Origin of the sequence: Bacillus mexicanus (genome assembly GCF_050445615.1) — a bacterium.
Taxonomy (GTDB): Bacteria; Bacillota; Bacilli; order Bacillales; family Bacillaceae; genus Bacillus; species Bacillus mexicanus.
Genome location: NZ_JBCEYV010000002.1, coordinates 165,435 through 187,877, shown reverse-complemented (window position 1 = coordinate 187,877; position 22,443 = coordinate 165,435). Strand labels below are relative to the sequence as shown.

The window sequence follows — 22,443 nt, the reverse complement described above, 5'->3', positions numbered from 1 at the left end:
TATGAAAGAAGCAGTCATTGTGTCAGGTGCAAGAACACCGGTGGGAAAAGCCAAAAAAGGATCCCTTGCCGCCGTTCGTCCGGATGATTTGGGTGCGATTTGCGTAAAAGAAACATTGAAAAGAGCAGGCGGCTACGAAGGCAATATTGACGACTTGATTATCGGCTGTGCGACACCTGAAGCGGAACAGGGGCTCAATATGGCGAGAAATATCGGCGCGCTCGCCGGACTGCCATACACGGTTCCGGCGATAACAGTCAATCGCTACTGCTCTTCAGGCCTTCAGTCTATCGCATATGCGGCGGAAAAAATTATGCTTGGCGCCTACGATACAGCGATCGCCGGCGGAGCAGAATCCATGTCACAGGTTCCGATGATGGGGCATGTCACCCGTCCGAACCTTGCGCTGGCAGAACAGGCGCCGGAATATTATATGAGCATGGGACATACAGCCGAGCAGGTCGCGAAAAAATACGGCGTCACGCGAGAGGATCAGGATGCATTCGCCGTTCGCAGTCACCAGAATGCGGCCAAAGCCCTTGCAGAGGGGAAATTTAAAGGTGAGATAGTACCTGTCGAAGTGACGGTGACAGAAATCGGAGAAAACCATAAGCCGGAGGAAAAACAGTTTGTGTTTTCTCAGGATGAAGGCGTACGCCCGCAAACGACGGCAGACATCTTAGCGACATTGCGTCCGGCTTTTGCTGTTGATGGAACGGTTACGGCGGGCAACTCCTCACAGACGAGTGACGGAGCGGCGGCTGTCATGCTGATGGATCGGGAAAAAGCAGATGCGCTAGGTTTGGCGGCGCTTGTGAAATTTCGCTCCTTTGCGGTAGGCGGCGTGCCGCCGGAAGTAATGGGTATTGGGCCAGTAGAAGCCATCCCGCGTGCCTTAAAGCTTGCCGGGCTTCAGCTGCAGGACATCGGCTTGTTTGAATTGAATGAAGCTTTCGCCTCACAGGCCATTCAAGTCATCAGAGAACTGGGAATTGATGAAGAAAAAGTGAATGTCAACGGGGGTGCAATCGCGCTTGGGCACCCGCTTGGCTGTACGGGCACAAAGCTTACACTTTCACTCATTCATGAAATGAAACGGAGAAACGAGCAATTTGGCGTTGTCACAATGTGTATCGGCGGCGGGATGGGAGCGGCCGGTGTATTTGAATTATGCTAAAGGGGGAAAAGCAAATGGCGAAAAAAGCGGCTGAAGTGCAAAAAGGCGGCGGTTTCTTAATTGAGAATGTCACATACGACCAAATGTATACACCGGAGGATTTCACTGACGAGCATAAAATGATTGCGAAAACAACGGAGGATTACATCGAACAGGATGTTCTCCCTCATATAGATGACATCGAAAACCATCAATTTGAGCATTCCGTCAGGCTGTTGAAGAAAGCGGGCGAACTGGGACTGCTTGGCGCCGATGTGCCGGAGGAATACGGAGGGCTTGGCCTTGATAAAATCAGCTCCGCGCTTATCACTGAAAAATTTTCGCGCGCGGGAAGCTTTTCGCTTTCTTATGGCGCGCATGTCGGCATCGGTTCCTTGCCGATCGTCTTTTTCGGATCAGAGGAACAAAAGAAAACGTATTTGCCCGGGCTCGCTTCAGGCGAAAAAATCGCGGCTTATGCCCTGACTGAGCCGGGCTCTGGTTCGGATGCACTGGGAGCAAAAACAACAGCCGTCTTGAATGAAGCGGAAACGCATTACGTATTAACCGGAGAAAAACAGTGGATTACGAACTCTGCCTTTGCTGATGTATTTGTTGTTTACGCTAAGGTGGACGGTGATAAGTTTTCAGCGTTTATTGTAGAAAAAGATTTCCCTGGCGTATCAACAGGCCCGGAAGAAAAGAAAATGGGGATCAAAGGATCGTCAACAAGAACCCTTATTTTAGATCAGGCTGAAGTGCCAAAAGAAAACCTGCTCGGAGAAATCGGCAAAGGGCATATCATCGCCTTTAATATTTTAAATATCGGCCGTTATAAACTGGCGGTTGGCACAATCGGCGCATCTAAACGGGTGATTGAGCTATCTGCGGCATACGCAAATCAGCGCCGCCAATTTAAAACGCCGATTGCGGGCTTTTCGCTGACACAGGAAAAAATCGCGACAATGGCATCAAGGCTTTACGCGATGGAAAGCTCTGTGTACAGAACTGTGGGGCTGTTTGAAGACAATATGAGCCAGTTTACGGCCGAAGATCTCAAGGACGGCCGGCAAATTGCCAAGTCAATTGCCGAATATGCGATAGAATGCTCTCTGAATAAGGTTTTCGGGTCTGAGACACTTGATTATATCGTAGATGAAGGCGTGCAGATTCATGGCGGCTACGGTTTTATGCAGGAATACGAAGTAGAAAGAGCCTATCGCGATTCAAGGATCAATCGGATTTTTGAAGGCACAAACGAAATTAACCGGTTAATCGTGCCAAGCACTTTTTTGAAAAAGGCGCTCAAAGGCGAACTCCCTCTATTTGAAAAAGCGCAGTCGCTTCAAGAAGAACTGATGATGCTTATGCCTGAAGAGCCTGGCAGCGGCGTTTTAGAACAGGAGAAATATGTCGTTAAGCAAGCCAAAAAGATCGCGCTGTTCGCTGCCGGTCTCGCTGCCCAAACATACGGAAAAGCACTCGATCGTGAACAAGAAATCCTCGTCAACATCGCGGATATTGTCAGCAATGTATATGCAATGGAATCAGCCGTGCTTAGAACAGAAAAAGCCATCGCCGCACAAGGAGAAGAAAAAGCGGTGCAGAAGGTGCTGTATACAGAAATTTTTGTCCAGGAAGCTTTTCATGAAATTGAAGCGCACGCGAAAGAATCACTCATCGCAATGGAAGAAGGAGACTCCCTCCGCATGATGCTTTCCGCTTTGCGCAAGCTGACGCGCGTAACGCCTAAAAACGTCATTCAGAAAAAACGCGAAGCAGCGGCGGCCGTTTTCGAAGCTGAAAAATATATTGTCTGATTGTCCGAGAGCTCCGCATTAAGCGGAGCTTTTTTTAAGAAGCACAGGTTTAGGCTTTTAAAACAAACTGTGTTAAAATAACCTCGATTATTTTATTGAGGGGGAAGAAGATGTCGTTAACTTTTTACTGGTACCCTAAATGCGGAACGTGCCGCAAAGCAAAGAAATGGTTAGAAGAGCATGGAAAAGAATTCAACGAAATACATATTGCAGAGCAGCCTCCAAGCAAAGAGGAACTAAAGGCGCTTTATGAAAAAAGCGGACTGGATCTCAAGAAATTTTTCAACACAAGCGGCATGAAATACCGCGAGCTGAATCTCAAAGAAAAGCTGTATCATATGTCGGAGGACGAACAGCTAGAACTGCTGGCTTCAGACGGAATGCTGATCAAACGCCCGCTTACAACAGACGGCGAAAAAGTGACAGTCGGATTCAAAGAAGACCAATTTGAAGAAAACTGGGCTTAATGTCAATTTTTTTTGAAAAGTGTGGTATCTTCTTATTATAGTGCTGTAAAAAATGGAGGGATTCAATTGAGCATACCTAAAGATTTGCGTTACTCAGGAGAACACGAGTGGGTGAAAGTTGAAGGAGAAAAAGCCAGAATCGGAATTACGCATTTTGCCCAAGCCGAACTAGGCGATATCGTGTTTGTCGAACTTCCTGAAGTTGGCGCTGAAATCAAAGCGGACGAGCCATTCGGCAGTGTTGAATCCGTTAAAACGGTATCTGAGCTTTATGCACCGATTAATGGAACGGTTGTGGAAATAAACGAAGATCTTGATGACAGTCCGGAATTCGTTAACGAATCACCGTACGAGAAAGCATGGATGATCGTTGTTGAACCGTCTGACGCTTCTGAAATTGAAAAACTGATGACAGCAGAGCAATACGAAGAAATGACACAAGAAGACTAAAACAGGATAGCTGTGAAGGCAATTGGACACGCTAACGTTATGGGAGGTGTCCAATATGGCTTTCAGCAAACAAAAGCTCGATGTCACCAATGATGTGACAGGCCGCTTTCAAAATGGCCAGCTCTCGTTATATCATGATAATGAGAAGATCGGCCAAATGACAAGCATGGATGAATATGAGCTTAAATCAGGCTATTCCTTTGAAAATGAGAAATTTTATAAGACAGCCGATGTGGTCTCAGGAAATGATGAAAAATACGTGGATTGTGACTATGAAAACGGCTGGTGTTAATGTTGGCGGTGAATTTCACTGCCTTCTTTTACAATCTGAACGTTTCAAATTTAACGCAGCAGGTGATAAAGATGGATGAGCTGGAAAAGGTGATGATTGTCGAAGGAAAATCAGATAAAGAGAAAGTTGAAAGTGTCCTGAATGAACCAGTGCGCATTATCTGTACCAACGGAACAATCAGCCAGCTGAAGCTTGAGGAATTGGCTGACGAGCTATACGATAAAGACGTCTATATATTAGTTGATGCTGATGAATCAGGCGAGACATTAAGAAAACAGCTGAAAAGAGAATTTAATGACGCCTGCCATTTGCATATAGACAGAGCCTATAAGGAAGTAGAGGCTGCGCCGAAACACCATGTCGCTTCTGTACTGCTCCGCGCAAATTTAAATGTCCATACTATTTTTCTTGAAAGAAAGTCCCGAGGTGTATAGCATGAAAGAACTACAAGAACACGAGCTAGAGCACATCGCAGATGATGTGTATCTCCTATATTTATATACTCCGTTTTGCGGCACCTGCCAGCTTGCAAGCAAAATGCTGACAGTGGTGAAGGAAATGCTGCCTGATGTCGCCTTCTATCAAAACAATGTCAATTACTCTCCGACATTCGCAAAAGCGTATCAAATTGAAAGTGTCCCGTGTTTTCTCCTGTTTAAAGGCGGAAAAGTGGTCGAAAGAGGATATGCGTTTCATTCTGTTTCTTATTTATATGAGCTGATTAAACAAAAATCATCTTCCGCGTCCCATTTGTGACATATTTCTCAGCGTATTTCAATGAAATTGTCGTTCGTTTTATAAAGGGGTTCTTGCGTCAAAAAGAGAAATGTCTATGTATGACCAACAAATAGGAGGTTGTACATATGGAGAAAGCAGAAGTGTTAGAAGATGAGTATCAGCATCTGTTTTTAAAACCTCTTTTGAACGCATCAACATTACTCATTACCTTCCAGGGAGAAACAGAAGCCTTAACCGTCTCGATAAACGAACAGGGGGAAATGAAAAAAATTTCTCCGCCCCCAGCGTCCAACCTGACCTTTTACGGAAACCAAGCGGAAATTATTCATCTGTTGCACGGAGATATTTCCCTGCAGCATTTGATCCAGAGGGGAAGCCTGAAAGTGAAGGGCTCATTCAGGGCTCTCTTAAAACTAGAAGCTATTCTCTGGCTGACAAATGGATTTTTTCAGAGGATTTTAAAAAGTGAAAAAATAGAAAATTATTATAATAGTAAAAGTTGACATCATTTATTTTATTGACATTTCATCATTCGCCATGCTATTCTACATTAAGAATTTCCGGACGAAAAAGACTATATATTTCTCTTATCAAGAGAGGTGGAGGGAAGTGCCCTATGAAGCCCGGCAACCATCAACGCTGTTGAAATGGTGCCAATTCACACGAAGCGTTCAGCTTTGAAAGATGAGAGAAAGGCGTTTTATATAAGCCTTTCTGCTCACATGTGCAGAAAGGCTTTTCTTTTGCCGAATATCCCGGAAGATTTCTTAGAATAGTGTTAAGGCAGGTGATTGCTTTGATCAATCTTCAAGATGTTTCAAAAGTTTATAAGTCGAAACATGGAGATGTCAATGCTGTCCAAAATGTCTCTCTTTCCATACAAAAAGGTGAGATTTTTGGAATTATAGGATATAGCGGAGCTGGTAAAAGTTCCTTAATCCGTCTGCTGAACGGCCTTGAGAAACCAACCTCAGGAACCGTGGAAGTGGCGGGAACTAAAATTAATGAAGTAAACGGACGCGCTTTAAGAAATGCACGCCATGACATCAGCATGATTTTCCAGCATTTCAATTTGCTTTGGTCGCGGACCGTCAGAGATAATATCATGTTTCCTTTAGAAATTGCCGGGGTGAAAAAAAGCGAACGGATGAAGCGCGCTAACGAACTGATTAAACTGGTCGGTTTAGAAGGAAAAGAAAAATCTTACCCGTCTCAGCTGAGCGGCGGGCAGAAGCAGCGCGTCGGAATCGCAAGAGCGCTTGCAAACAATCCGAAGGTTCTCCTTTGCGATGAAGCGACATCAGCATTAGATCCGCAAACGACGGATTCAATTTTGGATTTATTGTCCGATATTAATGAAAGACTCGGTTTGACGATTGTGCTGATCACCCATGAAATGCATGTCATCCGCAAAATCTGTAACAGAGTCGCTGTCATGGAAAACGGTAAGGTTGTGGAAGAAGGCGAGGTTCTCGATGTCTTCAAAAATCCGAAGGAAGACATGACAAAACGATTTGTTCAGCAGGTGACAGAGCCGGAAGAAACGAAAGAAACGCTTTCGCACCTTCTTGATGAAACAGCATCAGGAAAAACGGTCCAGCTCACATTTGTCGGTGATTCGGCTGAGCAGCCTTTGATTACAGAAATGATTAGAAACTTTAATGTCAGCGTCAATATTCTGCAAGGGAAAATCTCGCAGACAAAGGATGGAGCTTACGGCTCGCTGTTCATCCATATTGACGGAGACGAGGAAGAAGTTCAAAACGTGATCCGGTTTATTAATGATAAACAGGTGAAAGCAGAGGTGATCGCGAATGTTTGAAAAATACTTCCCAAACGTTGATTTAACAGAATTGTGGAATGCGACATATGAAACACTTTATATGACGCTGATCTCTCTGCTGTTTGCCTTTGTCATCGGAGTGATCCTCGGCTTGCTGCTCTTTTTGACAAGCAAAGGGAGCCTTTGGCAGAATAAAGCGGTCAACTCTGTAATTGCGGCCATTGTCAACATATTCAGATCGATTCCGTTTCTCATTTTAATTATTTTACTGCTGGGCTTTACGAAGTTTTTAGTCGGCACCATCTTAGGGCCAAACGCCGCACTGCCGGCGCTGGTGATCGGCTCTGCACCGTTCTACGCGCGCTTGGCGGAAATCGCATTGCGCGAGGTTGATAAAGGTGTGATTGAAGCCGCTAAATCAATGGGTGCTAAAACGTCTACGATTATTTTCAAAGTGCTGCTTCCGGAGTCTATGCCGGCTCTCATTTCCGGCATTACGGTTACGGCCATCGCTTTGATCGGCTCAACCGCAATTGCCGGGGCCATCGGTTCAGGCGGTCTTGGAAATCTTGCGTACGTAGAAGGCTATCAGTCTAATAATGCTGATGTTACCTTCATTGCCACTGTGTTTATTTTAATCATCGTATTTATTATCCAAATCATCGGTGATGTGATAACAAATATTATAGATAAACGATAAGGGAGGATTTACATTGAAAAAGCTATTTTTGGGTGCATTACTGCTTGTATTTGCAGGAGTCATGGCGGCCTGCGGTTCGAATAACGGGGCTGAATCCGGCAAAAAAGACATTGTCGTCGCAGCAACAAAAACACCGCATGCGGAAATTTTAAAAGAAGCTGAACCATTGTTGAAAGAAAAAGGCTACACGCTGAAAGTGAAAGTGCTTAGTGATTACAAGATGTACAACAAAGCTTTATCTGATGAAGAAGTGGATGCGAACTACTTCCAGCACATTCCTTACCTTGAGCAAGAAATGAAAGAAAACAAAGACTACAAACTTGTGAATGCCGGAGCTGTTCACTTAGAGCCATTCGGTATTTACTCTAAAACATATAAATCGCTGAAAGACCTTCCAAAGGGTGCGACAATTATTTTGACAAACAACGTCGCTGAACAAGGCCGTATGCTTGCAATGCTTGAAAACGCGGGATTAATCACACTTGACTCTAAAGTGGAAACAGTTGACGCGACATTGAAAGACATTAAGAAAAACCCGAAAAATCTTCAATTTAAAAAAGTAGCGCCGGAAGTAACGGCAAAAGCATATGACAACAAAGAAGGAGACGCTGTCTTCATCAATGTAAACTATGCGATTCAAAATAAATTAAATCCTAAAAAAGATGCGATTGAAGTAGAAGCAACGAAAAATAACCCATACGCTAACATTATTGCCGTCAGAAAAGGCGAAGAGAATTCCGCAAAAATCAAAGCGCTGATGGAAGTTCTTCACTCTAAAGAGATCAAAGATTTCATCGAGAAAAAATACGATGGAGCTGTGCTTCCTGTATCTGAATAAGACCGAAACCCCGGATGAAAATCCGGGGTTCGATTATTGACAAAGCCCTTAAACTTAGTTTAAGGGCTTTGTCATCTTTTCAGCGCGAATGAAAACGGAAGGCCGAGCATTGGAGCGGAGCGAATGTTGTGATTCGTGAGCACCAACGTGCAGGTCTGACAACGAATGCGAGGGTTTGCTGACACGGTGAAACCCCGGATGAGAAATCCGGGGTTTTTTTCGGGTATTTTCCTAAAAGCTGTTCATAATAAAAAGGAATGTTAAACAGATGGAGGGATTTTCTTTGAATCAAGACAGAGAAAGCATGCAGGACGCGCTAACGCAATATAAATTAGGTTTAGGCACATTTGAACAAAAGATGCCGCTGATGGGAAGAAAGTTTAACGAGTTTACTGAGCAATGCTTTGCCGGCAACTCACTGACTGAAAGAGAAAAACAGCTGATCGCGCTCGGAATTGCCATCAATGCCCAAGATGAGTATTGCATGATCTATCATACAAAAGGCTGTCTTGATCAGGGAGCCACAGAAGAAAACATTCTCGAAGCGGTCAGTGTGGCAGCGGCGTTTGGAGGCGGTGCGGCACTCAGTCAGGGCGTGACAGTTGTCCAGCAGTGCATAGAGGAATTCGGAAACACTCCGCATTAAGAGAAGGAATATTCCAAAAAACCGTTCTCATTTGATCTAAAAGGATGCTTTCGTCTCACCTGCCGCTATATCAAGCCACATCCTTTTTGCGGCATTCATCGCATCGCTGATACAATAAAAGCAAATAAATGAAGGGATTGATTCATTATTTGCAGCAGCCAGGATAGACTGAACCTCGATTATACGTCAGAAATGGAAAAAGCGATGCAGCTGTCACATGGAATTGGATATGAGGAATACGGACGCCGGCTGGAAACAAGAATCAAAGTAGAGCGGCAGAGAGAGCTTGATTATGAAAAGAGCAAGCGGATTTCTGCGGGAGCTTATTGAGAAAATCAATCTTTTAAAAAAGGGTGGGAATCCACTCTTTTTCTTTTTCAATCGCTTTAATAAAGTGCTGATCTTTGTTAAACTTGTGGAATGTGCAGGGCACGATAAAAAGTTGTATTTACTTTTCATTTGTTATAAAATTAGAATGAGAATAAAATGAGAATAATGATTATATATTTTTGGAGGTATAGATATGGCTGCTTCAACATTAACGATCAAAGATCTTCACGTTGAAATCGAAGGGAAAGAGATCTTAAAAGGTGTAAACCTTGAAATAAAAGGCGGAGAATTCCACGCGGTAATGGGTCCGAACGGAACTGGTAAATCTACTTTGTCAGCTGCGATTATGGGGCATCCTAAATATGAAGTAACAAAAGGCAGCATCACGCTTGACGGCAAAGATGTACTGGAGATGGAAGTGGACGAGCGCGCACAGGCAGGCTTATTCCTTGCGATGCAATACCCAAGTGAAATCAGCGGTGTAACAAATGCTGACTTCCTTCGCTCAGCAATCAATGCGCGCAGAGAAGAAGGCGATGAAATTTCTCTTATGAAATTCATCCGCAAAATGGACGAAAACATGGAATTCCTTGAAATGGATCCTGAAATGGCTCAGCGTTATCTTAATGAAGGCTTCTCAGGCGGGGAGAAAAAGCGCAACGAAATCCTTCAATTAATGATGATTGAACCGAAAATCGCCATCCTTGATGAAATCGACTCAGGTCTTGATATTGATGCTTTGAAAGTTGTATCCAAAGGGATCAACAAAATGCGCAGCGAAAACTTCGGCTGCCTGATGATCACTCACTATCAGCGCCTGTTAAACTACATCACTCCGGATGTTGTTCACGTTATGATGCAAGGGCGCGTTGTAAAATCCGGCGGTGCAGAGCTTGCACAGCGTCTTGAAGCAGAAGGTTATGAATGGATCAAACAAGAACTTGGCATTGAAGACGAAACTGTAGGCCAAGAAGCGTAAGCGTTAGGGGGATTAACATGACACTAGGTACAAAACTATCTGTAGATCAGGAGTATCTCAAAAGCTTTTCCGAAAAGCATCAAGAACCTGCCTGGCTGAAAGACCTGCGCTTACAGGCTCTTGAACAAGCTGAGGATCTGCCGATGCCAAAGCCTGACAAAACAAAAATCACAAACTGGAACTTCACGAATTTCGCGAAGCATACAGTTGATAACGAACCGCTTTCTTCATTAGAAGATTTGACTGATGAAGTAAAAGCGCTGATTGATATAGAAAACGAAGATAAAACATTATACGTACAGCGTGACCAGACGCCGGCACACCTTTCTCTTTCGCAGGAATTGAAAGACAAAGGCGTCATTTACACTGACATTTTGACTGCAGCCCGCGAGCACAGCGACTTGGTGGAGAAGTACTTTATGAAGGATGGCGTGAAGGTTGATGAGCATAAATTAACTGCGCTTCACGCGGCTCTTATGAATGGCGGAGCATTCCTTTATGTACCGAAAAATGTTCAGGTGGAGACACCGATTCAGGCTGTTTATGTCCACGAAAGCAACGATACAGCGCTATTCAACCATGTGCTGATTGTGGCTGAAGACCACAGCTCTGTCACATATGTAGAAAACTATATCAGCACTGTAAACCCGAAAGACGCTGTCTTCAATATTATCAGTGAGGTCATCACAGGTGATAATGCCAGCGTGACATACGGTGCGGTGGATAATCTGTCTAGCGGTGTGACAACATATGTGAACCGCCGCGGTGCTGCGCGCGGACGCGACAGCAAAATCGAGTGGGCTCTAGGTCTCATGAACGATGGTGACACGATTTCTGAAAATACAACAAACCTTTACGGTGACGGCACATATGGCGATACGAAAACGGTTGTTGTCGGAAGAGGAGAGCAAACAGAGAACTTTACAACACAAATCATCCATTTCGGTAAAGCTTCAGAAGGTTATATCTTGAAGCACGGTGTGATGAAGGATTCCGCTTCTTCTATCTTTAACGGAATCGGTAAAATCGAACATGGCGCTTCAAAAGCGAATGCGGAGCAAGAATCACGTGTACTGATGCTCAGTGAAAAAGCACGCGGAGACGCAAACCCTATTCTTTTAATTGACGAAGACGATGTAACTGCAGGACATGCGGCATCTGTCGGCCGTGTGGATCCTGTTCAGCTTTACTACTTGATGAGCCGCGGAATTGCGAAAGAAGAAGCAGAACGCTTAGTCATCTACGGCTTCCTTGCGCCGGTAGTAAACGAACTTCCGATTGAAGGCGTTAAGAAACAATTAGTTTCTGTTATCGAAAGGAAAGTGAAGTAATGAATATCACAGATATTCGTGAACAGTTCCCGATCCTTCATCAGCAAGTGAACGGACATGATCTCGTCTATCTCGACAGCGCGGCGACTTCCCAGAAGCCGCGTGCTGTCATTGAAGCACTGGATAAGTATTATAACCAATACAATTCCAATGTTCACCGGGGCGTCCATACACTTGGAACCAGAGCGACAGATGGTTATGAAGGTGCGCGTGAAAAAGTCCGCAAGTTTATTAACGCGAAGTCAATGGCTGAGATTATTTTCACAAAAGGCACGACCACATCTCTGAATATGGTGGCGTTAAGCTATGTGCGCGCCAACCTAAAACCGGGTGATGAAGTGGTCATCACTTATATGGAGCATCATGCGAATATCATTCCGTGGCAGCAGGCTGTCAAAGCGACTGGAGCCACATTAAAATATATTCCGCTGCAAAAAGACGGAACGATTTCTTTAGAAGACGTCAGAGAAACGGTCACAAGCAACACGAAAATTGTTGCAGTGTCTCATGTATCTAACGTCCTCGGCACGATCAACCCGATTAAAGACATTGCGAAAATCGCTCATGACAATGGGGCTGTCATTGTGGTGGACGGTGCGCAAAGCACACCTCACTTGAAAATTGACGTGCAGGATCTCGATTGCGACTTCTTTGCGCTTTCTTCCCATAAAATGTGCGGTCCTACCGGCGTTGGTGTGCTGTACGGAAAGAAAGACCTGCTGGAAAACATGGAGCCTGCTGAATTCGGCGGTGAAATGATCGACTTTGTCGGGCTTTATGAATCAACTTGGAAAGAGCTTCCGTGGAAATTCGAAGCGGGTACGCCGATTATTGCAGGAGCAATCGGTCTCGGTGCCGCTATTGATTTTCTCGAAGAAATCGGTCTTGATGAAATCTCTCGCCACGAGCACAAGCTTGCAGCTTATGCGCTTGAACGCTTCCGCCAGCTTGACGGTGTAACAGTTTACGGACCGGAAGAGCGTGCCGGCCTTGTCACATTTAACCTCGATGATGTTCATCCTCACGATGTGGCAACCGTACTTGATGCGGAAGGGATTGCTGTAAGAGCCGGCCATCATTGCGCGCAGCCGCTGATGAAATGGCTGGATGTATCTGCTACTGCGAGAGCAAGCTTTTATCTGTATAATACAGAGGAAGAGATTGATAAGCTTGTGGAAGCTCTTCAAAAGACAAAGGAGTATTTTACAAATGTCTTTTAATGCAAATTTAGATACATTGTACAGACAGGTGATTATGGATCATTACAAAAACCCCCGCAACAAAGGGGTTTTGAATGACAGCATCGTCGTGGATATGAACAATCCGACATGCGGCGACCGCATCAGACTGACAATGAAGCTTGACGGAGACATCGTGGAAGATGCGAAATTTGAAGGGGAAGGCTGTTCCATTTCAATGGCATCCGCTTCGATGATGACTCAGGCGATTAAAGGGAAAGATATCGAAACAGCCCTTTCCATGTCTAAGATTTTCTCGGATATGATGCAAGGCAAAGATTATGATGATTCTATAGATCTCGAGGATATTGAAGCCCTTCAAGGCGTTTCAAAATTCCCGGCCCGTATCAAATGTGCAACCCTGTCATGGAAAGCACTTGAAAAAGGAGTCGCAAAAGAAGAAGGCGGCAATTAAAAGGATTGGAGTGAAAATGGATGGCTAAAAAAATGCCTGATATTGGTGAATACAAGTATGGTTTTCACGACAAAGACGTTTCCATTTTTCGTTCAGAGCGCGGATTGACAAAAGAAATCGTAGAAGAAATTTCTCGCATGAAAGAAGAGCCTCAATGGATGCTTGATTTCCGCTTGAAATCACTTGAGCATTTCTACAACATGCCGATGCCGCAATGGGGCGGAGATTTAAACTCACTGAACTTTGACGAAATTACGTACTACGTAAAACCGTCTGAGCGTTCAGAGCGTTCTTGGGATGAAGTTCCTGAAGAAATTAAGCAAACATTCGACAAGCTCGGTATTCCTGAAGCTGAACAAAAATACCTTGCGGGTGTTTCTGCTCAGTACGAATCTGAGGTTGTATACCACAACATGAAAGAAGACCTTGAAGCGCAGGGCATCGTCTTTAAAGACACTGACAGCGCCCTGAAAGAAAATGAAGATATTTTCCGTGAGCACTGGGCAAAAGTGATCCCGCCGACTGATAACAAGTTTGCGGCGCTTAACTCAGCTGTTTGGTCCGGCGGATCTTTCATCTACGTGCCTAAAGGCGTAAAGGTTGAAACACCGCTTCAAGCTTACTTCCGCATCAACTCTGAAAACATGGGTCAGTTCGAACGTACGCTGATCATCGTTGACGAAGAAGCAAGCGTTCATTACGTTGAAGGCTGTACTGCGCCTGTTTACACAACAAACTCGCTTCACAGTGCGGTTGTTGAGATCATCGTCAAAAAAGGCGGCTACTGCCGTTATACAACGATCCAAAACTGGGCGAACAACGTTTACAACCTTGTAACAAAGCGTACGATTTGTGAAGAAAACGCAACAATGGAATGGATCGACGGCAACATCGGTTCTAAACTGACAATGAAATATCCGGCTTGTATCCTAAAAGGCGAAGGCGCGCGCGGTATGACGCTTTCTATCGCTCTTGCGGGTAAAGGCCAGCATCAGGATGCGGGTGCGAAAATGATTCACCTTGCACCAAACACATCATCCACAATCGTATCAAAATCGATTTCAAAACAAGGCGGAAAAGTAACGTACCGCGGAATCGTCCACTTCGGACGCAAAGCGGAAGGTGCCCGCTCTAACATCGAGTGCGATACGCTCATTATGGATAACAAATCAACATCAGACACCATTCCTTACAATGAAATCTTAAATGATAACATTTCATTAGAGCACGAAGCGAAAGTGTCTAAAGTATCTGAAGAGCAGCTCTTCTACTTGATGAGCCGCGGCATTTCCGAAGAAGAAGCAACTGAAATGATTGTAATGGGCTTCATCGAGCCATTCACAAAAGAGCTTCCAATGGAATACGCAGTTGAAATGAACCGTTTGATTAAGTTCGAAATGGAAGGTTCAATCGGTTAATTGTTTCACAAAAAAGGACGCAACTGGTTTTCAGTTGCGTCCTTTTATTTGTTTAGACCCAGGGTATGTAAATTAGGGATATTACATATTTTCACAAACGACTTTTTCAACTCTATTTTGAGTAGTGTGACACCAACCAATTGTACCCAATCTATATATATCATTAAGTACATTATTAGCGAAATTCAACCCTATAAAAGCAATTAAAACTAAATAAAGAGTCCTATCCATTGGATATTTTTCTTGAAGCACACTAAAACCCTCTTTTTAAAATGGATATTTACATTTTAAATTAAATAAGGATTCAATTATGCTATTTGTTAATATTTTGATAATGATTTGAATTACAGAGCTAAAACAAAAGCGAAATTGATGCAATAAAAGAGCCTCTCATATAATGAGGGGCTCTAAATTGCAATACTTTTGCTTAATCGTCCCAGTCTTCATCTTCTTCCCAGTTTTCTTTCATCTCAAGAAGCCTTTCATAAAAGAACTTTATAAAATTTGATGAATCAAGTTCTTTATAGCCACCGAATTCACTCCAAATAATAACTGGACATTCTCCTTCATTGTTCATTTGCGTAGTATCTAAGCAATATCCAAAAAAATCAACATGTTCTATAACTACTAAACCACTTGGTAATTCTCTATATTCACGATACTCTCTGGTTGTTTCCACAACTGAAGCGCCACCCAAATCATAGCCTAATAAATCGATTCCATAAACTCCGCCAGAACCATAATTTCTAAGAAACCATTTGTAGCTATCTGGAAGTGTGACTTGAAGATCTTGTTCTATTTTTAAAATTTTATCTCCTTCAATTCCACCTGTGAAATCTTTTTCCTTAGCATTTTCAGCTAAGAATTCCTTTATTTTCAAATAAAAATCCATGATTTATAACTCCTTATTCTTTCTCGTATTGTTTTGCTCTCCATCTCCAATACCTTGTCTTAAAGTTATTGTACTGTTTCTCCAAATAAACATCGTTCCTAAAACTTTCTCCATTACCTTTAAGGCCATGTATTACATCGCTATACTTTGTATGTAAACTATTAGGTATCTCAAGCAATGGTCCACTTTCTTCTTGTATGAGATGATGTAGGTTAATCTGTGTTCCGTCTTTAGCATAAGGAGACTTACCATCTTTCATTAATTCCAGATTAGTTTTTCCTTTTGGGGTTTTTTGATTAACATCAATGTCCTTTAGTGTATAGACTCTACGGCTTACATCTCTACTTTGTCCTTTAACTTTTACATTGCCGTCTATTTCAACAGCTCCATACTTTTCTTTATTTAACCAAGGGAGATTTATTTCCTGACCTGTAAATGGCTTTCTGCTCTCATCTAATTTCTTCGCATTAGTCAAGAGTTCATTCTTAAGGTTTAGGCTATCAACCACATTGTATGGCACATTATCAGCTAGGGCAAGATCGTATTTAGGGTTATAAGGTAGCAAATCTGGTATCTTAACGTCCTTGATTTTCTTACCTGCTTGACTTGCCTTGTTTATTACTTTACCCGCTGCATCTGCTTTGTTAATCGCTCCTGCGCCTTTCGTTCCAAATATAGCTACAGCCACCGAACCAATTGCATACGTTACCCATCTTGATCTAGAATAGACATCTCCATTCTTCATATCCTTTTGATATGACTCTTCAATTGCTGCTGAAATGGCATCGTATGTTTTCACTGGATGCATAGCTGCATTGCCCAGTGCTGAGAGTGTTTCTCCTGGATCGGTGATGAAGTCCCATATGCCGGTTACAGTGTCTTTTCCTACATCATATAAGCCTACTCCTACACCTTTTACGATATCCCAGGTGATTTCTCCTGCTCCTTCTAGCTGCTTCGCTTGTTCAATTTGCACTGCAAGCTGCACTTGAGACGGCTCTAGATTCTCATAGCCGACCTTCTTCGCAATGTCTAAGTATTCATCGGGATCCGTCACTCCGTCAGCTAGCTTCTTTTTCAGCTCTTTGATTTCTCGTTCTTTCGCTTCATCTTTCTTGATCTTCAAATAGGCTTCAGTCTGTTTCGAGATATCGCCTTTTTTCTTATGTATGTCACTTTCTCGATAGGCTTTGGCATTGTAGTGGATAGGGGAAGCATTTTTGCCTTTGCCTGTGGATTCCTCAAGCTTTTGGAAGTCCTTCTTGATGAATTGCTCGTTTGGCTCTGACTGGGCATATTCAGAAACAAGTGCTTCGTCCACACTGTCTAGTTTATTGACTGTTTTTTTGCGATGGTTCTCCGCATCGGCGAGTTCGTCTTTAAAGTCTTCTTTATCATTTAATGTCTTTTCAAATAAATCATATTCATTTTATCCCACTCGTTTATCAGCTAAATTAAGGTAAAAAACCTTGAAAGGCATTTAGCCAATCAAGGTTTGTGATTCACAATACTTTATTTCAATGCATCTTCTAATGTTTTCTTTTCATGTTCTAACATACCACTTACTATAATGCCACATACCATTTTATTTTTATCTAAAACAAATCCCACAGTATCATTTTGTACAATAGACACAGTATCATTTTTCGAAAATGAAATTAACACCTTATCAATTCCTATATAAACGTTCAATTCACCATTTTCGTCTATATACGTCTTATCATTATATTCTTCAATCTGAAAATTAGGTACACCTTTAATCAAAGTCATATTTTTCATATCCAAGTTTAAACTTTCCATTTTGTGTACATTCTCACTTAAAGTTAGTGTAATAGAACGAATATTACCTGTATATTTCCCTATGCCTACTTCAATTAAAGATTTCTTGAAATCCCCAGTTCTCCAATATATCGTTGGTTCCTTTGATATATTCCAAGAACCGAATTCAATATTAATCGGTGTATAAACATCATATTCAATATTTACAGACTGACTTTCTTTATATTCTGTTACTTTTAACATAATCATGTCTCCTTCTAAGGCCTATACACAGCGTGCTTTATTACCGGTAGTAATCCGTCTCCACGGGGTTTACTAAAAATTAACTCCCAATTGCCTATGTTCATGATTTCTTCATATTTAATGCCTTCCTTAACAGCATTTTTAACAGAGTTTTGGAAACTTGACAATAAAGTTTGACTATTTATCGGCATACCATGTGTAGTTGCATCTCTAGTTATATACTCGACCATATGTTTTGTCCCATTTGGATGCACCCAGAATTTTTTTCCATCGGCTACTAATTCAAATGATTTTGGTATTTTTGTACCTTCATAAAGTGGTTGAGTAATTTTTATATTTTCCCACACTGTACCATCACCTAAAACATTACCCATACCCTTATTGTTAGAACGTTCAGATCTTCTGAGAACACTCTCTTTTTTATCTTCAATCATACTTTTTAATAGAGGAGTATTTTTTGCGTTATACGTATTCTCGATGTCTTGTGCAATCCCAACCAGTGCAAGATCATTCTTATTTTTAACGAAAGAATTTAGATAAGCTTTGCCTTTGTTTATCCCTTTATTGACATGAGCAGCGGCTGTTCCACCTTCAACCACTTTACCTACTTTAGAAAGCTTGGTCGTGGTTTGTACCGCGGCACCCGCACCTTTTGGACCAACGATATTTCCGACCACATAACTGATATAATGTCCTTTATCGTATGCATCACCATTTACCATTTTATCATTCCATGAATCGGCGAGGTTTGTCCAGATGATTTTTGAATAAGAAGGTACGCTCAAAACGGTTGTAATTGTTTTTGTCAGTTTAAGTTCGGTAGGGAGCTGTGAATATTCCCATGCGCCCACAGCCAAGTCTTTGAGGCCATAAAAGGTATCGTCAATCACATCGTCAATACCATCATCAACTCCTTCAACGAAATCTATTACTGACTTGCCGGCATTGATGATACTTTCACCGACGGCCTTCAGCTGTTGTGCTTGTTCAAGCTGCACTGCGTATTGGAGCTGTGCTGGTGTGAGATTCTCATAGCCGACCTTCTTGGCGATGTCTAAGTATTCATCCGGATCCGTCACACCGTCAGCTAGCTTCTTCTTTAAATCCTTGATTTCTCGCTCTTTCGCTTCATCTTTTTTGATCTTCAAATAAGCTTCAGTCTGTTTCTCAATATCGCCTTTTTTCTTATGTATGTCACTTTCTCGATAAGCTTTAGCATTGTAGTGAATGGGCGTAGCGTTTTTTCCTTTGCCTGTGGATTCCTCAAGCTTTTGAAAGTCCTTCTTGATGAATTGCTCGTTTGGCTCTGACTGGACATATTCAGAAACAAGTGCTTCGTCAATGCTGCCTACTTTATTGACTGTTTTTTTGCGTTGGTTCTCCGCATCGGCGAGTTCGTCTTTAAAGGTTTCTGTCGAGAACAAATCAAGCGGAAGAATATCGTCGATATCATGTAGGATATCTTTCATCGCTTTCTTTTGTTCAGACATGATGGATTTTGATTTTGTGTAAGCATTAGCCAGCTCATGTTCTAAGAAGGATTCTTCTATGTAAGCATCAGATAAACTGGCGTCCTCTAAAGTGCCTGAAATGCTTGTCAAAAAAGCAATTTTCATATCAAGTAAGTCAATCCAATTGTCAGCTACACCAGCGTGGTCTTGATAAAATGATTTGATGTTGTCAGCGCCTTTTCCAGAAAACTCACTGTCATCTAAATCAGCTACAGCTTTGAAGGCTTTCTGTAGATTGACCATCTGACTTCTTAATTCTTTGTATTCTTTTGCGCGGTTTTCAGCTTCAGAAAGCAGTGTTTTGGCTTCAAATACTTTCATCTTCATATCCCTTCTTTTGGAATTTCACAACAAAATCTTATCACGAGGAAAAGAGGAATAATTGAAAAGTCTTTGTATTTAAAGAAAATGATTACTTTGATCTGTGTCTTTATTCCTGTTTTTATGAAACAGAAAAGTCCCGACTCAATTAGAGAGGGACTTTATATAATCCATATTTTCTTTATCCCAAGAAAAACGTGATACCACTTTTGATACCGTAAAATAAACTTTTTCACTAAAATCTTTTAAAAAACGATAACAAAACAGCGCAAACCCTTATTTTATGCGCATTTGTGTTTTTCTTGCCCGCAATCATAGTCGAAATGGAAGGTTCAATCGGTTAATATAAATGAAACCCGGCGGATGCTTCCGCCGGGTTTTGTCTATTTACTGACGAACGCTGATCGTTACAACGCCTAGTACGCTCGATCCTTTATAGATTGTGACTTGGGCAGACCCAGGTATAGATTTGCTGTATACCATTCCGCTTTGACTGACTGAGATATAATCACGGCCGGAGGTTACTACGTAGCTAGTAGCTCCAGCTCTGGCAATATTTAAGTAGCTGTTTACTTTCATCTGATAAAAGGCATCCATGACTTTTATCGGACTATGTGAGGCATTTTGAATGGAAGATGCCGGTGCAGCCGACATTTCCTCAGCAGAAGCCACACCGCTTAAACTGAAAGCCAAAGCAGACACTGTTAGTGCAGAAATAATAGCTTTTTTAACTTTCATTTGTAACACTCCTTTTTTATTTTTTCTTACACATTACTAATTAGATAAAGAAAGCTCGCTTCCTTCTACACAATATGTATAAAATGTTAACAAATGGATTTTTATTATTTAAATGAGAGAAAGCCGCAGGCATTATTTAAACCTACGGCTGCTTTTTTAACTGTCAGATATATCATTGGGTTGAATATTCATGACAGAGTCCACTGTTGAGCTATGAGTGTTTTTCATTTCTAATAATTGGTGATAAGCCGTATCAAACTCCTCTTTTGACATCTGCTTTGCGGCTAATGCTGAGCATAAAATAGCAAAGGCGATTGGCATTGTATCAATGTGAATGTCGATATGAACTTCTGAGTTGCCGCTGTTTTTAACCACGGATTCATTAGTGGGCAGGTCTTGTGTGTGTCTGTTGATAGGAATAATATTTTTCTTCATTATCCTTGTCCGGCTTGTTTCTGCGCCTGATCCTGATCTGTATTTACGCTGACCACAACTTTTGAATTACCGCTGTTTGAGACATTTGCAACCGGCGCATCACGCTCTGTGTTTTCTGGGTTTACTTGATGTTGCTCGCTCATGGTATCCATCCTTTCTCTATTGATAGTGACAGGATATTCGATAAGAGAATGAAAAGATTGGACGGAATTCGCGTTTTTTCATATTAGGGCATAAGGTCGAAGGAAAGCACTCGATTTGGTAAAATGAAAAGACATTATAATAGAAAAGGTGTTAACATATGAAATCTTATATTATCGTCGGCGCCGGCATATTAGGTGCGTCGACGGCTTATCATCTCGCACAATCAGGCGCTCAGGTTACTGTTATTGATCGAAACGAGCCAGGACAAGCAACTGATGCGGCTGCCGGGATCGTCTGTCCTTGGCTTTCCCAGCGCCGCAACCAGGATTGGTACCAGCTTGCTAAGGGAGGCGCGCGGTATTATACGGATTTAATCCATCAATTAGAAGAGGATGGAGAAACGGATACAGGATATAAGCGTGTCGGTGCGATCAGTATTCATACGGATACGCTGAAGCTAGATAAGATGGAGGAGCGGGCCCATAAGAGACGGGAGGATGCCCCGGAAATCGGCGATATTACCCGCTTGTCCGCAAGTGAAACGAAAAAGCTGTTTCCGATTTTAGCTGACGGCTATGAATCGGTTCATATCAGTGGCGCCGCGCGTGTGAACGGAAGAGCGCTGCGCCGGTCTCTTTTAAGCGCTGCGAAAAAACGCGGCGCAGTGATCATTAAAGGAAATGCATCCTTGCTTTTTGAAAACGGAACGGTTACCGGGGTGCAAACAGATACACAGCAGTTTGCGGCTGACGCGGTGATTGTGACAGCGGGGGCATGGGCCAATGAGATCATGAAACCTCTTGGCATTCATTTTCAAGTGTCCTTCCAGAAAGCGCAGATTATGCATTTTGAAATGATGGACACGGATACTGGATCATGGCCGGTTGTGATGCCGCCAAACGATCAGTACATTCTTTCATTTGAAAACGGTCGAATTATAGCGGGCGCTACGCACGAAAACGATGCCGATCTTGATGATTTGCGTGTGACGGCCGGAGGACAGCATGAAGTATTGAGCAAAGCGCTAGCGTCAGCACCTGGTCTTGCTGATGCGTCTGCCGTTGAAACAAGAGTGGGTTTCAGGCCTTTCACGCCGGGTTTTCTGCCGGTTATCGGCGCTGTGCCGAACGTTCAAGGTCTTTTTGCCGCTAACGGTTTAGGTGCTTCGGGATTAACGATGGGGCCGTTTTTGGGTTCTGAGCTCGCGAAGCTGGTTCTCGGGAAGCAGACAGAAATTGACCTTAGCCCTTATGATCCAGCCGGAGCGTTGCATAATAAGTAGAAGCATAACAAACAAATAGTATAAAGCTGTTCTAGCTTTTCTTTTCTTTCTGTCTGTGTTAGCATTTATATTTAATGAAAAAGAGGACGTGAACTGATTTTGATAAAAATTGAGATACCTGCACCGAATGTCACGATTACCGAACGACAGCAGTCAGCGAATGAGAACGAGCCAAAAATAAAGGCGATATACGGATTCATCGATTTTCACCAGATACCAAGGGATAAAGGCGGCATCTTTATGTTTTACAATATTCATGATGAGCTGCTGTTTGTCGGCAAAGCCAGAAAGCTAAGACAAAGAATTAAGAAGCATTTTGAAGACAATGTCTCACCGATCAAACAACATAGAGACGAAGTATATAAAATTGAAGTCTGTGTAGTTGATGAGCCAATGGATAGAGACATTTATGAAACATATATCATCAATACACAGCAATCGAAGTACAATATAGACAAGGCATTTTTTAAATAAAAGTCAGTCTGCGGATTGAATAG

27 protein-coding genes, 1 pseudogene and 1 riboswitch are annotated in these 22,443 nt (G+C 42.5%); of the genes and pseudogenes, 20 read left to right on the top strand and 8 right to left on the bottom strand.

The features are described from left to right. The first annotated feature begins 1 nt into the window (after window position 1). The 18 genes from AAGG74_RS10640 (at window position 2) to sufB (ending at window position 14,601) form a co-directional block, all read left to right on the top strand. The gene (locus AAGG74_RS10640; protein WP_429675383.1) at window positions 2-1,177 is read left to right on the top strand and encodes an acetyl-CoA C-acetyltransferase; all 1,176 of its coding nucleotides are present in this window, start codon (window positions 2-4) and stop codon (window positions 1,175-1,177) included. A gap of 14 nt (window positions 1,178-1,191) precedes the next feature. Beyond that, on the top strand, window positions 1,192-2,976 hold the full coding sequence (fadE, locus tag AAGG74_RS10635; protein WP_429675381.1) for an acyl-CoA dehydrogenase FadE: 1,785 nt from the start codon (window positions 1,192-1,194) through the stop codon (window positions 2,974-2,976). 110 nt (window positions 2,977-3,086) lie between these two features. Further along, on the top strand, window positions 3,087-3,443 hold the full coding sequence (locus tag AAGG74_RS10630; RefSeq protein ID WP_162103498.1) for an arsenate reductase family protein: 357 nt from the start codon (window positions 3,087-3,089) through the stop codon (window positions 3,441-3,443). A gap of 66 nt (window positions 3,444-3,509) precedes the next feature. After that, entirely contained in the window at window positions 3,510-3,893 is a 384-nt protein-coding gene (gene gcvH / locus AAGG74_RS10625) for a glycine cleavage system protein GcvH (RefSeq protein WP_162103497.1), read from the top strand. 55 nt (window positions 3,894-3,948) lie between these two features. Next, complete coding sequence (locus AAGG74_RS10620; protein WP_429675379.1) at window positions 3,949-4,185, top strand: YusG family protein; 237 nt, start codon at window positions 3,949-3,951, stop codon at window positions 4,183-4,185. Window positions 4,186-4,256: 71 nt separating this feature from the next. Continuing rightward, window positions 4,257-4,619 carry a toprim domain-containing protein gene (locus AAGG74_RS10615; protein WP_202923607.1) on the top strand — a complete coding sequence of 121 codons (363 nt, stop codon included), beginning with the start codon at window positions 4,257-4,259 and terminating at the stop codon, window positions 4,617-4,619. 1 nt (window position 4,620) lies between these two features. Continuing rightward, window positions 4,621-4,941 carry a thioredoxin family protein gene (locus AAGG74_RS10610; protein ID WP_024713602.1) on the top strand — a complete coding sequence of 107 codons (321 nt, stop codon included), beginning with the start codon at window positions 4,621-4,623 and terminating at the stop codon, window positions 4,939-4,941. Window positions 4,942-5,048: 107 nt separating this feature from the next. After that, window positions 5,049-5,426 carry an SCP2 sterol-binding domain-containing protein gene (locus AAGG74_RS10605; protein WP_162103494.1) on the top strand — a complete coding sequence of 126 codons (378 nt, stop codon included), beginning with the start codon at window positions 5,049-5,051 and terminating at the stop codon, window positions 5,424-5,426. Window positions 5,427-5,507: 81 nt separating this feature from the next. Continuing rightward, window positions 5,508-5,614: riboswitch (SAM riboswitch) on the top strand. 105 nt (window positions 5,615-5,719) lie between these two features. Then, window positions 5,720-6,745: a methionine ABC transporter ATP-binding protein MetN gene (gene metN, locus AAGG74_RS10600; protein WP_162103493.1), complete on the top strand. Its 1,026-nt coding sequence runs from the start codon at window positions 5,720-5,722 to the stop codon at window positions 6,743-6,745. Further along, complete coding sequence (gene metP / locus AAGG74_RS10595; protein WP_225493365.1) at window positions 6,738-7,406, top strand: methionine ABC transporter permease MetP; 669 nt, start codon at window positions 6,738-6,740, stop codon at window positions 7,404-7,406. Before metN ends, metP begins: the two co-directional genes overlap by 8 nt. 13 nt (window positions 7,407-7,419) lie before the next feature. Continuing rightward, window positions 7,420-8,244 (top strand): methionine ABC transporter substrate-binding lipoprotein MetQ, encoded by an 825-nt coding sequence (gene metQ / locus AAGG74_RS10590; protein ID WP_162103491.1) that lies wholly within the window; start codon window positions 7,420-7,422, stop codon window positions 8,242-8,244. 268 nt (window positions 8,245-8,512) lie between these two features. Next, on the top strand, window positions 8,513-8,890 hold the full coding sequence (locus AAGG74_RS10585; RefSeq protein ID WP_162103490.1) for a carboxymuconolactone decarboxylase family protein: 378 nt from the start codon (window positions 8,513-8,515) through the stop codon (window positions 8,888-8,890). 192 nt (window positions 8,891-9,082) lie between these two features. Then, entirely contained in the window at window positions 9,083-9,220 is a 138-nt protein-coding gene (locus tag AAGG74_RS10580; RefSeq protein ID WP_162103489.1) for a YuzK family famiily protein, read from the top strand. Between the two features lie 193 nt (window positions 9,221-9,413). Continuing rightward, complete coding sequence (sufC, locus tag AAGG74_RS10575) at window positions 9,414-10,199, top strand: Fe-S cluster assembly ATPase SufC (protein WP_162103488.1); 786 nt, start codon at window positions 9,414-9,416, stop codon at window positions 10,197-10,199. 17 nt (window positions 10,200-10,216) lie between these two features. Continuing rightward, a complete protein-coding gene (gene sufD / locus AAGG74_RS10570; protein WP_162103487.1) occupies window positions 10,217-11,530 on the top strand; it encodes a Fe-S cluster assembly protein SufD in 1,314 nt (437 codons plus the stop codon). After that, the gene (gene sufS, locus AAGG74_RS10565) at window positions 11,530-12,750 is read left to right on the top strand and encodes a cysteine desulfurase SufS (protein WP_429675375.1); all 1,221 of its coding nucleotides are present in this window, start codon (window positions 11,530-11,532) and stop codon (window positions 12,748-12,750) included. The genes sufD and sufS overlap by 1 nt, the downstream gene beginning before the upstream one ends. Continuing rightward, complete coding sequence (gene sufU, locus AAGG74_RS10560) at window positions 12,740-13,183, top strand: Fe-S cluster assembly sulfur transfer protein SufU (protein WP_162103485.1); 444 nt, start codon at window positions 12,740-12,742, stop codon at window positions 13,181-13,183. The genes sufS and sufU overlap by 11 nt, the downstream gene beginning before the upstream one ends. 20 nt (window positions 13,184-13,203) lie before the next feature. After that, on the top strand, window positions 13,204-14,601 hold the full coding sequence (gene sufB, locus AAGG74_RS10555; protein WP_024713611.1) for a Fe-S cluster assembly protein SufB: 1,398 nt from the start codon (window positions 13,204-13,206) through the stop codon (window positions 14,599-14,601). An 81-nt stretch (window positions 14,602-14,682) separates the two neighbouring features. On the opposite strand, the gene AAGG74_RS10550 is transcribed toward sufB, so the two are convergent. The 8 genes and pseudogenes from AAGG74_RS10550 to AAGG74_RS10515 form a co-directional block, all read right to left on the bottom strand. Then, window positions 14,683-14,853, bottom strand: a complete 171-nt coding sequence (locus AAGG74_RS10550; RefSeq protein WP_429675372.1) for a hypothetical protein — start codon at window positions 14,851-14,853, stop codon at window positions 14,683-14,685. 175 nt (window positions 14,854-15,028) lie between these two features. Beyond that, window positions 15,029-15,493, bottom strand: a complete 465-nt coding sequence (locus tag AAGG74_RS10545; RefSeq protein ID WP_429675371.1) for an SMI1/KNR4 family protein — start codon at window positions 15,491-15,493, stop codon at window positions 15,029-15,031. 13 nt (window positions 15,494-15,506) lie between these two features. After that, window positions 15,507-16,886 (bottom strand): annotated as a pseudogene (locus AAGG74_RS10540) (HNH/ENDO VII family nuclease); the annotation flags it as partial. A 119-nt stretch (window positions 16,887-17,005) separates the two neighbouring features. Beyond that, window positions 17,006-17,515, bottom strand: coding sequence for a hypothetical protein (locus tag AAGG74_RS10535; RefSeq protein WP_429675369.1), 510 nt, complete (start codon window positions 17,513-17,515; stop codon window positions 17,006-17,008). A gap of 14 nt (window positions 17,516-17,529) precedes the next feature. After that, a complete protein-coding gene (locus AAGG74_RS10530) occupies window positions 17,530-19,347 on the bottom strand; it encodes a ribonuclease YeeF family protein (protein ID WP_429675368.1) in 1,818 nt (605 codons plus the stop codon). A 387-nt stretch (window positions 19,348-19,734) separates the two neighbouring features. Beyond that, on the bottom strand, window positions 19,735-20,085 hold the full coding sequence (locus tag AAGG74_RS10525; RefSeq protein WP_429675367.1) for a BLB8/JUQZ-1 family protein: 351 nt from the start codon (window positions 20,083-20,085) through the stop codon (window positions 19,735-19,737). 156 nt (window positions 20,086-20,241) lie between these two features. Continuing rightward, window positions 20,242-20,520, bottom strand: a complete 279-nt coding sequence (locus AAGG74_RS10520) for a hypothetical protein (protein WP_429675366.1) — start codon at window positions 20,518-20,520, stop codon at window positions 20,242-20,244. Beyond that, complete coding sequence (locus tag AAGG74_RS10515) at window positions 20,520-20,663, bottom strand: spore protein (protein ID WP_162103478.1); 144 nt, start codon at window positions 20,661-20,663, stop codon at window positions 20,520-20,522. The genes AAGG74_RS10520 and AAGG74_RS10515 overlap by 1 nt, the downstream gene beginning before the upstream one ends. A 158-nt stretch (window positions 20,664-20,821) precedes the next feature. Between AAGG74_RS10515 and AAGG74_RS10510 the strand changes: the two genes are divergently transcribed. Beyond that, window positions 20,822-21,946, top strand: coding sequence for an NAD(P)/FAD-dependent oxidoreductase (locus AAGG74_RS10510; protein ID WP_429675365.1), 1,125 nt, complete (start codon window positions 20,822-20,824; stop codon window positions 21,944-21,946). Window positions 21,947-22,045: 99 nt separating this feature from the next. Continuing rightward, window positions 22,046-22,420 (top strand): nucleotide excision repair endonuclease, encoded by a 375-nt coding sequence (locus AAGG74_RS10505; RefSeq protein WP_162103476.1) that lies wholly within the window; start codon window positions 22,046-22,048, stop codon window positions 22,418-22,420. Window positions 22,421-22,443: the final 23 nt, after the last annotated feature.